We start from the raw sequence: 14,712 nt of genomic DNA, 5'->3' as shown, positions 1-14,712 counted from the left end.
CGCCGCGAGTCGGCCGCCGTGCTGCTGACGGCCGTGGCCTCGGCGGTCGCCGGCGCGGTCAACACGGCGGAACCTCCCGGCGAACTGGTCGTGAGCTGGTGCACCACCATGATCAACCCGCTGCTCGTGGCGCTGGCGGTGCTGTCCCGGCCCCAGCGGGAGCGCTACGCCGCCGCCGGGTTCGCGACGGTGGCCATGGTCGGGATCGTCGTCGGCCTCGGCTGTCGGGATGACCCGCTCGTGCTCGCCAGGCTGGCCGCCGCGGTGTACGCGCAGTGGATTATNCAGGTGTTGGTCACGATGTTCGGGCCGGTCCTGCGGGCCAGCGCGCAGGAGCGGGCGCGGGCCGACGACCTGGAGGCCGATCTGACCAGCCGGCGAGTGCTGGACCGCACCGTCCGCCGGGACCGGCGCCGGCGGCTCGACGAGCTGGACGCGCGATTCCTGCCGCTGTTACGCGACATCGCCGCCGGGCGGAGCGATCCAGGCCGGCCGGAGGTGCGTGCCCTGTGCACGGCACGCGCCCGGGCGCTGCGCCGAGATCTCGTCGGCGCCGGCCTCGCCGCGCTGCGCGACCTGGCCGGTCCGATCGAGCAGGCCGAGGCTCGGGGCATCGCCGTCACCGTCCAGATGGACGGCGACCTGTCCGGCCTGCCCGAGNCGGTGCAGCGGGAGTTCTTCGCCCGGATCTCGGCGGTGCTGGCGGCCGTCCGGCAGGGTCCCGTGGTGCTCACCGGCTACCTCGGTGCCGCACAGGCGAGCCTCTACCTGACGTACCCGGCTCGCCGCACCCCGTCCTCGACCGTCCCACCGGCCCCGGCCCCGGCCCCGGCCGCGGCCGCCCGGACAGTTCCGGATGTCCGGCCAGCTCCGGGGGCGGCGGAGCAGGCGACGGTCGACGTTCGGGTGGTCGGGCGGTTCGAGGGGCGGCGGGCCGGGGTGCCGGCGGCGCCGGGCCGTCCCGTTCTCGCCGGGCCGACCCTGGCCGAGTTCGGCCGGGCGGGCGAGTTCGGACCCGGCGGCTCGGGGCTGGTTCGCGCCGGCGGGACGATCGGCGAGGGCGTCGCCTGCATCGAGGTGCACTGGTCCGCGCCCGCCGCGGCCGGCCCCGCCGCCAGTCCGGCCGGGCCCTCGCCCGCCGGCCCGGACGACCAGGCGACGGCGGTCTGCGAGCAACCCGGGTCTTCCGGCGGGTCCGGGCCGGGGGAGGGGCTCGACGGGTACGGCGGTGCCGGCGGATCCGGGGGATCCGGGGGGCTCGGTGGATCCGGTGAGGAGACGGTCAGCGCGCCGTCGCGTGGTCGAACAGCCGGGTGGCGGCGGCGAGCGCCGCGCGGCGCTCGGCGGGAACGAGGCCGATCCGCGAACGGCGGTCCAGCAGGTCCGCCGGATCGAGCGCTCCCTCATGGCGTACCGCGAACACCAGCTCCGCCCCCGTGACCGGCACCCCGTCGACGATCGGCGCGAGCAGCCCGGGGTCGTCGTCGGCGACCGCGAGCACGCGCGGCGCCTCCGTGCCGTACCGCTCCACCAGCCGGCGCGGTGCCGCCACCGCGGCGAGCACCGATCGGGGCGCGGCGCCGACGAGCCCGAGCCGACGGGTCCGGCAGGGACCGGCGGCCAGCTCGCCGGCCGCGATCGCCGCGTCCACGGCGTCGGCGGCCATCCGCCGGTAGGTCGTGAGCTTCCCGCCGACGACGGTGACCAGGCCGCCCGGATCGGTGCGGACGAGATGGCGCCGGGACAGGTCCGCGGTGCGCCCCCGGAAGGCGCCGTCGGGCTGGTGGCGGTCGTCGGGCCGGGGGCGGTCGTCGAGAAGTGGGCGCAGCCCGGCGAACGCGCCGAGCAGGTCGGCGCGGTCCAGGGGTGCGGCGAGCACGCTCGACACGACGTCGACGAGCTCGGTGATCTCGCTGTCGTCGGGCTCGGGGACGTCGGTGATCCGATCGACCGGGACGTCGGTCAGCCCGACGTAGACCCGGCCGTCACCCTGCGGGAGTACCAGCGCGAACCGGTTGCGCTCACCCGGCATCGGCACGGACAGCGCCCCGCGGGCGCCGGCCAGGGCGTCCGAGCGCAGGACCAGATGGGTGCCGCGGCTCGGCCGCAGCGCGATGCCGGGCGTCAGGGCCGGGGCCCAGACGCCGGTGGCGTTGACGACGGTCCGGGCCCGCAGCCGGATCTCGTCTCCGGTGCGCTGGTCCCGGGCCGTCACCTCGAAGCCGCGGTGCCGGGCGGCCGCCGGGGCGCCGCCGCCCGTCGCGGCGGGTCCGTCGATGTGCTCGACCCGAAGGCGGGTGAGGATGCGGGCGCCGTGGCCGGCGGCGGTGCGGGCCAGGGCGACGACCAGCCGCGCGTCGTCGACGAGCTGGCCGTCCCAGTACACCAGGCCGCCGCGCAGCCCGGTCTCCCGCAGGGCGGGGGCGAGGCCGAGGGTCTCCACCGCCGTCAGCCGACGCGGCCCCGGCAGCACGGTGTGCGGGGTGCCGGCGGCGCGGCGCAGCACGTCGCCGATCCGCAGCCCGGTGTGCACCAGCGCGGCCCCCGAGCGGGACACCTGGGGCGTCAGCGGGGTCACGATCGGTAGCGCGCGGACGAGGTGGGGCGCGGTGTGCCGCATCAGGATGTCGCGCTCCACCGCGCTCTCCCACGCCACCGCGACGTCGCCGCCGGCGAGGTAACGCAGCCCGCCGTGGACGAGCTTGGAGCTCCACCGGCTGGTGCCGAAGGCAAGGTCGTGCGCCTCGGCGAGGGCGACCGACAGGCCGCGCGACGCGGCGTCCAGGGCGACCCCCGTGCCGGTGACGCCGCCGCCGACCACCAGCACGTCGACCGGATCACCCTCGACGGTGGCGGCCAGCTCCCGGTCGCGCCGCCGCGCGTCCAGGGAGGTGTTGCCCGGCGGGGCCGGCCAGCCGGCGGCCGTCACGGCGTCCCCTCCCGGCCCGGCCCGGCGGCGCCTTCGGCGCTCGCGGGTGGCGCGTGCGTGGCGTCGGGAGCGAGGTAGCCGCGCAGCAGGCGCCGCAGCTCGGCCGCCAGCGTCGCGGCCGGCACCGGCCCGGCGAGGGCGTCGGCCGACAGCACGAACGACTGCACGACGAGCAGCACCATGACCGCCAGCGCCGCCGGCTCCACCGGGCGCACCGTCCCGCTGCGCGCGGCGGCGTCGAGCTGCCCGGCCAGCAGATCGATGATCATCTGCTGGGTGGCGCCGCGCCGCTCGGTCAGGTAGGGCAGCAGCAACTCCGGGTCGGTCTCGATGATCCGTAGGTAGACCGGGTTCGTCCGGAACGCCTCCACGGTCGCGATGATGTGGTCGACGAGGTCGTCCAGGTCGCCACCGGACCGATCGGGGGCGGTCGGGCGCGCTGCCGCCGCGGTGACCACGCGGGTCCACTCCCGGGTCATCACGTCGCCGACCAGCGAGCGCAGGTCCGGCCAGCGCCGGTAGAGGGTCATCCGGCTCACCCCGGCGCGGCGGGCGACCTCGGTCAGCGTCGTGCGGCGAACCCCGACCGCCAGCAGCGACGCCTTCGCCGCGTCGAGGACGGCGTCCTCGCCCGACCAGCGCACGGGACGCCCCGGGGCCGCGGCGGCGTCGAGCCGCCGGTCGGTGTCGAGCATCGTGCGGCCACCCTCCTGGGTCGACTGGCCCCTCGGGCCGACTGCCACTCCTGGGTCGGCTGCCCCTCCTGGGTCGACGCCCTTGCTGGGCCACTGCCGCACCCAGGTCGACGCCGCGATCGTGCACCGGGCGCCGCGCAGAGCGCACCCGCCGCGAGCGTGCCATCGTGGAGGCGAGGCCTTGTGACAATGTTACTTCGACTGTCACACTGTCTCGTGCCGAAGTCCAGCGAGCCGGATCGAGCGGGCGAACCGAGGTGGGCGATGACGANCACCGGCCAGGCGCGCAGGACCGGCTCGACCGAACCCGTCTGGTGGGGCTGGGGGCCCGCGTCCGCGCACGAGCCACTGCCCGACGAGGTTCGCGGGCTGCTGGCCCGGCTGGGCATCCCCGCGCGGCCCACCGCGCCGGTCCCGCTCGACCAGGTGCGCCTGCCGCCGGCCCGGCTGCCCGTGGCGGCCCGCGAGGCGCTGGCGACGATCGTCGGCTCGGGCCACGTCCACACGCACGACGAGGCGCGCATCCGGCACTGCCGCGGGCGGTCCACGACCGATCTGCTGCGCCTGCGTGCCGGCGACGCCGGGGCCGCGCCTGACGCGGTCGTGCTGCCCGCGGACCACGACGAGGTGCTCGCGGTGCTGCGCCTGGCCAGCCGGGAGCGCATCGTCGTCGTGCCCTTCGGCGGGGGCACCTCCGTCGTCGGCGGCCTCGAACCCGCAAGGCCCGCCGAACGGCCCGTGGTCGCCCTCGACCTGGCCAGGCTGGACGCGTTGGGCCGGGTGGACCGGGAGTCCGGCACCGCCGAGCTCGGCGCCGGGCTGCGCGGCCCGCGGGCCGAGGCGCTGCTCGCCGAGCACGGGCTGAGCCTCGGGCACGTCCCGCAGTCCTGGGAGTACGCCACCATCGGCGGGTTCGCCGCCACGCGGTCCAGCGGCCAGGCGTCGGCGGGCTACGGCCGCTTCGACGAGTTGGTCGTCGGGCTGCGGGTGGCGACCCCGGTCGGCTCCTGGGAGCTCGGCCGGGCGCCGGCCTCGGCGGCCGGGCCGGACCTGCGCGAGCTGCTGCTCGGCTCCGAGGGCGCCTTCGGCGTCATCACCCAGGTGGTGGCGCGGGTCCGGCCGTTGCCGGCGCGGCGGATCTTCGAGGGCTGGTCGGTGCCGGACTTCGCGACCGGGACGCGGCTGCTGCGCACCCTCGCGGCGGGTGACCTGCGGCCCACCGTATGCCGCCTGTCCGACGAGACCGAGACGGTGGGCGGCCTCGCCCGTCCGCCGCGCCCGGGTGGCCCGGCGGCAGCGACCGGGTCCGGGTCCGGGACCGATCTGGCGGATGGTCTGACGGGCGGCTGCCACCTCGTCACCGGGTACGAGGGGGCCGCCCCGGCGGTCGAGCGGCGCGCCGCCGAGGTCGCGGGGGTGCTGCTGGCCGGCGGCGCGCGGCGGCTGGACGCCGCGGCCGGTCCCGACTGGGAACGGGGCCGGTTTCGGGCGCCCTACCTGCGCGACGCCCTGCTCGACCAGGGGATCTTCGCCGAGACGCTGGAAACCGCGGGGTTCTGGGCCACCCTGCCGGCGCTCTACGCGGGTGTGCGGGCGGCGCTGATCGGCTCGCTCGGCGCGGCGCAGCTGTCGCCGGTGGTGATGTGCCATATCTCCCACCTGTATGCGACGGGAGCCTCGCTCTACTTCACCGTGGTGTGCGCGCAGGGCGTGGACCCGATCGGGAGCTGGCGGGCGGCGAAGACGGCGGCCGGCGATGCGATCGTCGCCGCGGGTNGCACGATCACCCATCACCACGCCGTCGGCACCGAACACCGCCCCTGGCTCGATGCCGAGATCGGCGGCCTCGGCGTCGACGTGCTGCGCGCGGTGAAGCGCACCCTCGACCCCGCCGGCATTCTCAACCCGGGGATCCTCGTCGCCTGACCCACAGCCACGCGGCCGCGCCGCCCGCCGGCTCGACCCCCGCCGGCTCGACTCGTGCGTCACACCCGGCTGGGCTACCCCCGATGGTGGGTAGGCAGAGGGCATGGAGACCTTCGGCGCGGTCGTCATCGCTCTGCTGCTCCTGCTGATCCCGGTGATCATCGTCAGTGCCGCCCTCGGGTGGGCCTACGTGCGCTGCGCTCCCCTGCGGGCGGCCAACGCGGTGCAGGCCGCCCGGGACGAGCGCGCGCGAACCTGACCGTCCCGCCGCGGCCGATCTGGCCATCCCCGACGTCTCCTGCCGTCGCCTCGGCCAGGATGTGGGCATGAGCTGCACGGCGCCGCGCGAGNCGGACGCGTCCGAGCCGCCGACGCGTGGCCTCGTCGTGATCGGGCCGGGCACGAGTTTCGGCGTCGAGCTGGTGCGCCGGTACGGGCGGGAGGGCTTCGCGCTCGGAGTCGTCTCCCGCTCCGCCGACACCCTCACCCGGGTGCGCGACGCGCTGGCGGCGGAGGGGCTGACGGTGGCCGGCGCGGTCGCGGACGTCACCGACTCCGCGGCGCTCGCCGGCGCGGTCGAGCGGGTGTCCGCCGAGATCGGCGGGCTCACCGTGCTCGTCTACAACGCCAAGCTCAGCATCCGCGGGGCCGCGCTCACGGTGGCGGCCGAGACGATGAACCAGACCCTCGCGGTGAACGTCACCGGGGCGCTGGCCGCCGTGCAGGTGGCCGCCGGGCTGCTCGACGACCGGGCGGNCGCGACGATCCTGCTCACCACGGCGGGCCCGCGTACCGAACCGGTGGCCGGCCGTTTCGCCCTGGCCGTCGGCAAGGCGGGGCTGGCCGCGCTCGCCGAGGCGCTGCGCCCGACGCTGGCCGCCCGCGGGATCCGGCTGCGCACGGTCGTCCTCGACGGACGGGTGGGCCCGGCGGGCCCGCTTCGTCCCGCGCAGGTCGCGGACCACTTCTGGCAGGCGTTCGCGGCGCCGCGCGGCGACGTGTTCCGGCTGGCACCGGTCAGACGGGACACCGCGGTGGCNCAGCTTCCGCTGGAGGTGTGAGCTGTGCGTGCCGGACCGTGCCGGACCAGCACCGAAGGTGCCTGTTCCGGCTCGATTCGGGTGAGGGTCGGTAATCCGACAAGCCTGATCCGGGATGATCGGACCCGTGGGCCTGCCAGACGCACGTAACGTGCGACGATCCGGCAGAACCTGGTGCATGACAGCCACCAGGCGCAAGACCACACAGCGACGGCGNGCTCCGGCGCGGTACTGGCAGGAGATGGTCCGGTGAACGACGGACGCGACGGTGACGGGCAGGCGGCGGACAGCACGCGCGTGGTGCCCTCCGACGGTGAGGGGACGCGGTCGGCGGGCGCGGCGCCGGCGGCGGGGCAGCGCGCTGTCCGACCGGGGGCGCCGTCCGGGCCGCCCCCGCCCGCCGAGTCGTTCCGTCCGTCGGGCCCGCCCCCGCCGGCCGAGTCGTTCCGGCCGGTGCGCCCGATGGACGCCGCCGGCTCCGGACCCCACGACCGGCCCGTCGCACCGACGACGAGCACGGCGGCCGTGCGCCGTCGAGGCGAGGCCGCGCCCGGCTGGGCCGATCCCGAGGACGGCACCGACGGCACCGACGGCACCATGATCATTGATCGTGGCGGTGTCGCGGCCGCCGGCCAGCCCTGGCCGGGTTCGACCCGACCCGAGGATCCGCAGCCCGGCTACCCGCAGCCCGGCTACCCGCAGCCCGGGAGTCCGCAGCCCGGGAGTCCGCAGCCCGGCTACCCGCGGTCCGAGCACCAGCAGTCCGGGTACGCGCAGCCTGGCCCTGCTCCGACTGCCTACGACCAGTCCGGCTACGGGCAGCAGCCTGCCCGTGACCCGGGATTCGGGGCGGCGATCGGCCAGGACGGCCCCGCCGGCGCTGGCTTGGACGGGTACGGCGCCGGCGGGGCCGGCCGGGAGGGGTACGGCCCCGGCGGGCCGCCGGCCGGTGCCGCTGCCGCCGCGAAGCCGCCACGGCGGCGCCGGCGCGGCCGCCTGCTGGCGATCGTGCTGGTCGTGCTGGTCGTGTTGTTCGTCGTGGGCGACCGGGTCGGCGTGGTGATCGCCAAGGGGCAGATGCGCAAGCAGGTCGAGGCGTCCGTCGCCGAGAACCTCAAGCCCGGCGACCCGGTGCCGAAGGTGACCAGCGTGAGCATCGGCGGGTTCCCCTTCATCACGCAGGTGCTGTTCGGCAAGTTCGACGACATCGGCGTCGGCATCGACGGCATCCCCACTCCCGGGCCGAAGATCTCCTCGGTGAAGGCGCACCTCAAGGGCGTGCACGTCCCCCTCGGGGACGCGCTCACCGACAACGTGGGGCAGGTCCCCGTCGACGACGTGCGGGCCACCGTCGGCATCACCTATGCCGACCTGAACGCNTTCCTCGCGAAGCAGGCGGTCAAGTTCCAGGTCAAGCCGGTGGACGGCGGGAAGAAGGTCGAGCTGAGCGGCACCACCGACGCCCTGTTCGGGCTGGGCAGCACGCAGATCGCCGGTATCACCACGTTCGAGGTCAACGACAACCAGCTCACCCTGGTCCCGTCCGGGCTGTCGATCGCGGGCGGTCTGAACTTCAGCATCCCCTTCCAGTTCAAGGTCCCGATCCCGATCCCGGTGTCCGGGCTGCCATTCCACCTGCAGATAGTCAAGGCGTCGACGAACGCCACCGGGCTGTCGCTCACCGCGACGGCCAAGGACGTCGTTCTCCCGGCATCCTGACCCGCCTGCCGATGACCATGCCCGCCCGCGACCCGATCTTCCCCGGGCGGGCATGATTCCGGTCACATTCTCGGGGTGTCCCGGGGGGCGTCACCTGCCCGAGCGTTCGGGCGCCTCCCGCCTCGACGCCGCCGCGGGCGTCGGCCCGGACCGTCCGCGGTCGTTCGGCCGCCCGTCGCAGCCGGCTGGGCGCAGNCCGGCCTTGCGCCGGTGCAGGGCGCGCACCCAGGCATTTCCTGGACGCGAAGCGAGCGGCCGCGGTCCTGGTGGGCTCGCCATGTNCATCGGTTGGGTACGGACGGTCAGGCGCCCGAATCCGTCCGGCGNCCCCCTCGGTCGGATCTGCGACAGATGCCACTGTCGAGGCTCATCGACCGGCATTCTCATAGGGTGCCGCACGGGAGTCGCGCGTCGTCACCCTCGTCCCCGTGGCACGGCCGCCGCGGTGGCGGCCCGACCTGGGCCGACAGCGGAGAAGGTCCGTGCAGGCAGCCGGCATATCGAAGGATCAAGAGGCGGCAGGAAACCGAGACATGTCCAGAGGTCGAATGCGACGGCGGGAACGCCGTACGGCTGGCCGGTCAACCGTCACCCGGGGTGGATCAAGGTCATCCCACGACGCTACGATCGGACATCCGGCATGATCGGTCAACCCGCGTGACCGCTCGGCGTGGCGTCATCGGTCACCCCGGTGGCGCCNCTCGAAACGTTGACATCGCTCGGCTTGGTGACACGACCTGGCGTAGTTACAAGGTGGAGTTCGGCGGGACAACCCGGCCAGCGTCCCGTCGCGAAGGGGGAAACACGTGCAGACGACCTTCCTGAGAGTCGTCACCGAGGCCGGTGCGGCCACCGTGCCCGCCGAGGCCCAGTTCATCATCGGCCGTGCCCGGACCGCCGACTACGTCATCGCCGACAGCCGGGTCTCTCGCCGTCACCTCCTCCTCGAACAGGCCGGCAGCGGCTGGGTCGTCCGGGACATCAGCTCCAACGGCACCTGGATCGACGGGCAGCGGATGCCCGAGTCGGTGCCGGTGCACGACGAGGTGCGGCTGCGGCTGGGGACCCCCACGGGGCCCGAGGTCGTCGTCCACCCCGAGTTCCCGCAGGGGCGCGGCCCGATCGACGAGCCGGCCTACGACCCCGGCTACGACATGCAGACGATGCTGCCCAACGCCGCCGGCTACAGCCCGCCGCGGCCCACCTCGGGGCGGGGCAGCCGCGGCCACCAGGGGCCGACGAGCCCGGCGCAGCGCGGGCGCGACTACGACGACTACGACGACCGCCGCCGCGGTGAGCGTTCCAGCGGCTCGACCAGCCTCGAGCAGGAGCACGAGCGGCGCACCACCTACCGCCTGCGCCAGGGCACGATGTCGATCGGCCGCGCCCGGGACAACGACATCGTCATCACCGACCTGCTCGCCTCCCGCCGGCACGCCGAGCTCTACATCGGCCGGTCGGGCCTGCAGATCGCCGACCTCGACTCGGCCAACGGCGTGTTCGTCAACGGCCGCCGGATCAACCGGACGGAGGTCGGCCAGGGCGACGTCATCGNCGTCGGTCACCACGTCTTCCAGCTCGAGGGCGACCAGCTCGTCGAGTACATCGACTCCGGCGACGTCAGCTTCGAGGCCGACNCCCTGAACGTCTGGGCCGGCCAGAAGCAGCTCATGCACGACATGACGTTCAAGCTNCCCGGCCGGGCGCTGCTCGGCGTCGTCGGGCCCTCGGGCGCCGGCAAGTCGACCCTGCTCAACGCCCTGACCGGGTTCCGGCCCGCGGACAAGGGGACCGTCCGCTACGCCGGCCGTGATCTGTACTCCGAGTACGACGAACTGCGGCGCCGCATCGGCTACGTTCCGCAGGAGGACCTGCTGCACACCTCGCTCACCGTGCGCAAGGCCCTGGAGTACGGCGCCGAGCTGCGCTTCCCACCGGACGTCACGAAGGCGGAGCGGCNCACCCGCGTCGACGAGGTCCTGGCCGAGCTCGGCCTCACCCAGCACGCGAACACCCAGGTGTCGCGGCTGTCCGGTGGCCAGCGCAAGCGGACCTCGGTGGCGCTGGAGCTGCTGACCCGCCCGACCCTGCTCTACTTGGACGAGCCGACCTCCGGGCTCGACCCGGGCATGGACAAGAACGTCATGGAGTCGCTGCGCAAGCTGGCGGACGACGGCCGGACGGTCATCGTGGTCACCCACAGCGTCGCCCAGCTCGACCTGTGCGACTACATCCTGGTCCTGGCTCCTGGCGGGTACGTCGCCTACTTCGGACCGCCCCAGGACGCGCTGACCTTCTTCGGCAAGCGGGATTACCCGGACGTCTTCCTCAACCTGGAGGCGACGCCGGGCGCCGAGTCGGCGGCCCGCTTCCGCAACTCGCGGTACTACGTGCCGGCATCGATCACCGCGCCGTCGGCGCGGCCGGCGCCGGAGGAACTGCCCTCGCTGCGCCAGCAGTCGGTGGCCTCCCAGCTGGTCACGCTGAGTCGCCGAACCATGGCCGTCGTGGCGTCGGACAAGTCCTACCTGCGGCTGATCATCGCGTTCCCGTTCCTGTTGGGGCTGATACCCAGAGCCATCGGCGGGAACTTCGACCTGACGGCCGAGCAGGCCAAACAGTTCTCGCCGAACTCCGACGGCCCGACGATCCTGCTGATCATGGTGCTCTGTGCCTGTTTCATGGGCATGGCGAACTCGGTCCGCGAGATCGTCAAGGAAAGGGCGATCTATCGCCGGGAGAGAGCCATCGGCCTGTCCCGCACGGCGTACATCGGGTCGAAGGTCCTCGTCCTGATCGTGATCACGGTGNCGCAGTCGATCCCGTTCACGTTGATCGGACTGGCCGGGCGAACGCCCAAGGCCGGGCTCATCCTCGGCAACTCGCTGCTGGAGATGCTGATCGCGGTGATCGTGGTGTCGCTGGCCTCGGNGATGCTCGGCCTGGTGATCTCGGCGCTGGTCGACAACGCCGACAAGACGATGCCCCTGCTCGTCCTGATCACGATGGCCCAGCTGATCTTCAGCGGTGGCATCGTGCCGGTCAAGGGCACCGCGGGCCTGGAGCAGGTCAGCTACATCGCGCCGGCCCGCTGGGGGTTCGCGTCGATGTCGTCGATCGCGGACATGAACCGCATCACCCTCGCCGGCGTGNTGCGCCCCGACAACCACAAGCCGATCAACCCGAAGGTCGTCGTCGACCCCTTCTACAACCACACGGCGTCGGCCTACCTCACCGACATCGTCGCGGGCGCCGTGATCGGCATCCTGTTCATCATCTTCACCTCCCTGCTGATCCGCCGCATGGACCCCAAGACCGTCAAGCGCGCCCCCGCCGCCCCCGTCAGCGGCCCCCCGCGCTAGCCACGGCCCCTTCTCCTGCTTGTCCGGAGGGATAATTCGGACGCCGATGCCCTCCGGACAAGCAGGAAGGTCCACCGGCGGCTGGCTCACCTCAGGCGTAGCCGCCGCCCGCCGCCGGGAGACGCGTCGACGCAGCCCGACGGAGGGCGGCGCGTACGGTCTCCCGGAGCCCCCGCGCCTCATAGATCGCATCCCGCCAGGTGAAGCGCAGAACGTTCCAGCCGAGGCGAACCAACGCGTTCTGCCGGGTCCGGTCCCGGTACAGCGCCGTGGGCTCACCGTGCGGTCCGGCGCCGTCCGTCTCGATCGCCACGCGCAGCGACGGCCAGGCGAAGTCGAGCCTGGCCAGCGGCAGCCCCGACGAGGGATCGCGGACCAGCCACTGAAGCTCGTCGGGTAGCAGGCCAGCATCATCGAGCAACAGCCGGACTCGCGTTTCCAGCGGAGACTCTGCTCGCCCGTCGATCTGCGACCACCAGCGTTCCGCCCGGTCGCCATGGCGACGTGCTGTCACCCGCACGCGCAGGTCGAGGATCTCGTCGCGGGTCAGGTGCTCCTNCTGGAGCATGGCGTCGAGGACGCTGACGAACACGTCGCGATCGCACAGCAACGCCAGATCCTCAAGAGTGCGCCGGATCGTGCTCGTTCGGATGCCGGCGAGATCGACGGTCTCCGCGTCGGGCGTCGTCATCCAGTGCCGGAGGTAGCCGCGCCGCTGCCGATTGTCTCCCTCTCCGGGCAGTGCGATGTCGACCGGCTCGTGGGGCCGTCGCAGCAGGAGCCCGGGCAGCCCGTGCAGCCGGGCGGCGGTGCGCCCGCAAATCGTGCCACCGGCGATGGCGAGGGCCGCCCGAGCATGGGCTCGCAGCTCGTCGCGAACGGGCGGCACGAACAGCGTGCCGCGGATGGGCGACGTCCAGCCGTGCCGCCGTCGCCGCAGCTTGATCGCCTCGTCGGACATGCCGAGCCGGCGAGCATCTCGGCGCAGGACCATGTCGTCCTGCCGGCGGGCCAGCGCGATGACCTTCTCGTAGGACTGGGCCACGTCCCGAGTGTGGGCTCGGACGCGCCCCCGCGGAACCCACCTGTACGCCATCTGTGGACAACTCGCCGGCCTGTGGACAGGCTCTACCGCTTATCCAGAGGCTTAGGTGTCCGAAAAATCCCTCTGGATAAGCAGGACGGGCCGGCCGGCGGTGGGCGCGGGCTGGGTCAGCCGGCGTTCCAGNGGGCGTGGCCGTTGAAGCCGCCGAGGGTGGTGAGCTGGCGGTCGCCGGCGGCGGGGTCGTTCGGGTTGAGGACGAACAGCTGGCGGGCGTTGGGGTTGGCGGGGTCGCGCTGGCCGGAGAAGACGATGCGGCCGTCGGGGCCGAAGGCGGGGTCCTGGTCGTCGCCGCGCGCGTGGGTGAGCTGGCGGACGTCGGAGCCGTCCGAGCCCATCTCGAAGATCTCCAGGTCGCCGTTCTGCTCTCGAGTGAAAGCGATCTTGTCGCCGTTCGGTGACCAGACCGGGTCGGAGTCGGTGGTCAGCTTGTCATTGATCACCGGCTGTGCGACGGCGTCGGGTTCGACGGAGATGACCACGACGAAGCCCCGATCGCCGCCGGCGTTGTTGGACCAGTAGGCGATGCGCTCGCCGTCCGGCGACCAGGCCGGATCGGTCGCCTGCGGCTTCGTCTTGAGTCTGCGCACGCTCGACCCGTCGAGCCGGACGATGTAGAGGCCTGGATTCTGGTCGCGCTTCTCGTCGGTACTTGACCGGACGACGAGGAACTCACCGTCGGGGGAGAGGGACGGCCGGGCATCGTTGGCGATCGTCAGGTTGGCCGCCGGGCCGGAGGTGAACAGTTGCACGGGCTTGCCGGTGCCGTCGGCGGCGATCGCCTGCAGCGTGTTCGGGCTGCCCTTCTTGAAGAAGACGACCGTCTTCCGGTCACCGGAGATCGCCGGCAGCATGTCGTTGTCCGGGCCGGTGAGCAGCGGCTTGTCGTTCTGGAGGCCGCCGTCGCCGGTGACGTCGCCGCGGAACAGGTCGTAGTTGCCGTTGCGGTTGGAGGCGTAGACGACGGTGTCGCGGCCCAGCGGCTCGGGCGAGCGGGGCAGCGTGAACGCGCCGGGCTGCGCGGACGGGGCCCCGGTGGACGCGGCCCCTGCGGAGGCGGCGGGCCTGGGACTGCTGCCCGTTGCGGCGGAGTTGCCGCCGTCGCTGCCGCCGGAGGTCAGGGCGAGGATGCCGGCGAGGATCGCGCCGACCACGACGACGCCGCCGCCGACGAGCAGCGGCACGCGGTTTCTGTGGCCGCGTGCACCCGCGCCGCCGGGCGGCGACGCCGCACCGCCGCTTCCTCCGGGCCCGCCTGGCCAGGACGGCCCGCCGGCCTCGGCGCCGACCCGGGTGGGGGACTGGCCGGCGACGGTCCCGTCGCCCGCCGTCCGCGGCGGCACCGGCGCGCCGAGGCCGGTCGGCAGCCTGGTCGGGGCGTCGGGGTCGGCGGTGTACCCGGCGGCGGCGCCCGTCCCGGCACCCGCCGCCGCGGCGGCCACCCCGCGCCCGCCGACGTCCGCCGCCGGTCCGGTGCCCACGGCGCCCGCGGTCGGGCCGCTGGTGCCAGGGCCGGCCGGGGATGGGGCGGGCAGGTTCCAGCCCTGCAGGACGTTGGTGACGTCCTGCGGGTCGACGGCGGCGGNGGCGTCCGGGCCGGTGCCAGACGGGTCGCCGAGCAGGCGCAGCATGAGCTGCTGCGCGGTGGGCCGGGTGGCCGGGTCCTTGCGCATCGCGAGCCAGACGATCGGGCGCAGGGCCGGGTCCACGTCGTCGAGGCGCGGTTCCTCGTGCAGTGCCCGGTAGAGCAGCACCTGGGCGGAGGCGTCGCCGAACGGGTAGTGGCCGGTGGCCGCGAAGGCGACCAGCCCGCCCCACGCCCAGATGTCCACCGCGGAGGAGATCGGCTGGCTCTCGATCTGCTCGGGGGACATGAACGCGGGCGTGCCGAGCTGCTGCAGGTCGCCGGTCAGGCCGCTGCCGGCGTCGACGGCCCGGG

5 protein-coding genes and 13 pseudogenes are annotated in these 14,712 nt (G+C 74.1%); 14 read left to right on the top strand and 4 right to left on the bottom strand.

The genetic code is table 11. The annotated features are described in order from the left end of the window. Nucleotides 1-1,282: 1,282 nt before the first annotated feature. Nucleotides 1,283-2,929, bottom strand: a complete 1,647-nt coding sequence (locus tag UK94_RS27670) for a glycerol-3-phosphate dehydrogenase/oxidase (protein WP_011602760.1) — start codon at nt 2,927-2,929, stop codon at nt 1,283-1,285. Then, nucleotides 2,926-3,624, bottom strand: a complete 699-nt coding sequence (locus tag UK94_RS27665; protein WP_055752156.1) for a TetR/AcrR family transcriptional regulator — start codon at nt 3,622-3,624, stop codon at nt 2,926-2,928. The genes UK94_RS27670 and UK94_RS27665 overlap by 4 nt, the downstream gene beginning before the upstream one ends. Before the next feature lie 272 nt (nt 3,625-3,896). Here UK94_RS27665 and UK94_RS27660 point away from each other — a divergent pair. The 14 genes and pseudogenes from UK94_RS27660 to UK94_RS67560 all read left to right on the top strand — a co-directional run. Next, nucleotides 3,897-5,400, top strand: a pseudogene (locus UK94_RS27660) (FAD-binding oxidoreductase); the annotation flags it as partial. A 1-nt stretch (nt 5,401) separates the two neighbouring features. Continuing rightward, nucleotides 5,402-5,550, top strand: a 149-nt coding sequence (locus tag UK94_RS67610) for an FAD-linked oxidase C-terminal domain-containing protein (protein WP_235490250.1), incomplete at its 5' end; no start/stop codon positions are given. 103 nt (nt 5,551-5,653) lie between these two features. Next, complete coding sequence (locus tag UK94_RS34850; RefSeq protein WP_011602763.1) at nt 5,654-5,809, top strand: hypothetical protein; 156 nt, start codon at nt 5,654-5,656, stop codon at nt 5,807-5,809. Nucleotides 5,810-5,901: 92 nt separating this feature from the next. Then, nucleotides 5,902-6,306 (top strand): annotated as a pseudogene (locus tag UK94_RS67605) (SDR family NAD(P)-dependent oxidoreductase); the annotation flags it as partial. A 1-nt stretch (nt 6,307) separates the two neighbouring features. Further along, nucleotides 6,308-6,589, top strand: a pseudogene (locus tag UK94_RS67600) (short-chain dehydrogenase); the annotation flags it as partial. 463 nt (nt 6,590-7,052) lie between these two features. Further along, nucleotides 7,053-7,969: pseudogene (locus UK94_RS67595) on the top strand (LmeA family phospholipid-binding protein); the annotation flags it as partial. Between the two features lies 1 nt (nt 7,970). After that, nucleotides 7,971-8,309, top strand: a pseudogene (locus UK94_RS67590) (DUF2993 domain-containing protein); the annotation flags it as partial. 806 nt (nt 8,310-9,115) lie between these two features. After that, a pseudogene (locus UK94_RS67585) lies at nt 9,116-9,863 on the top strand (FHA domain-containing protein); the annotation flags it as partial. A gap of 1 nt (nt 9,864) precedes the next feature. Next, nucleotides 9,865-9,946 (top strand): annotated as a pseudogene (locus UK94_RS75245) (hypothetical protein); the annotation flags it as partial. Between the two features lie 57 nt (nt 9,947-10,003). Further along, nucleotides 10,004-10,268, top strand: a pseudogene (locus tag UK94_RS67580) (ATP-binding cassette domain-containing protein); the annotation flags it as partial. Between the two features lies 1 nt (nt 10,269). Beyond that, nucleotides 10,270-11,119, top strand: a pseudogene (locus UK94_RS67575) (ATP-binding cassette domain-containing protein); the annotation flags it as partial. A 1-nt stretch (nt 11,120) separates the two neighbouring features. Then, nucleotides 11,121-11,240 (top strand): annotated as a pseudogene (locus UK94_RS67570) (hypothetical protein); the annotation flags it as partial. A gap of 1 nt (nt 11,241) precedes the next feature. Continuing rightward, nucleotides 11,242-11,461: pseudogene (locus UK94_RS67565) on the top strand (ABC transporter permease); the annotation flags it as partial. 1 nt (nt 11,462) lies between these two features. Next, nucleotides 11,463-11,671, top strand: a 209-nt coding sequence (locus tag UK94_RS67560; protein ID WP_235490235.1) for a hypothetical protein, incomplete at its 5' end; no start/stop codon positions are given. 559 nt (nt 11,672-12,230) lie between these two features. On the opposite strand, the pseudogene UK94_RS67555 reads toward UK94_RS67560, so the two are convergent. Both UK94_RS67555 and UK94_RS67545 read right to left on the bottom strand, forming a co-directional pair. Next, nucleotides 12,231-12,716: pseudogene (locus UK94_RS67555) on the bottom strand (hypothetical protein); the annotation flags it as partial. 1,643 nt (nt 12,717-14,359) lie between these two features. Beyond that, nucleotides 14,360-14,712, bottom strand: a pseudogene (locus UK94_RS67545) (protein kinase); the annotation flags it as partial.

Source organism: Frankia sp. AvcI1 (genome assembly GCF_001420875.1).
In the GTDB taxonomy this organism is placed as follows: domain Bacteria; phylum Actinomycetota; class Actinomycetes; order Frankiales; family Frankiaceae; genus Frankia; species Frankia alni.
Note: the sequence above shows the minus strand (reverse complement) of the source record. Positions and strands in the feature narration are given on the sequence as shown.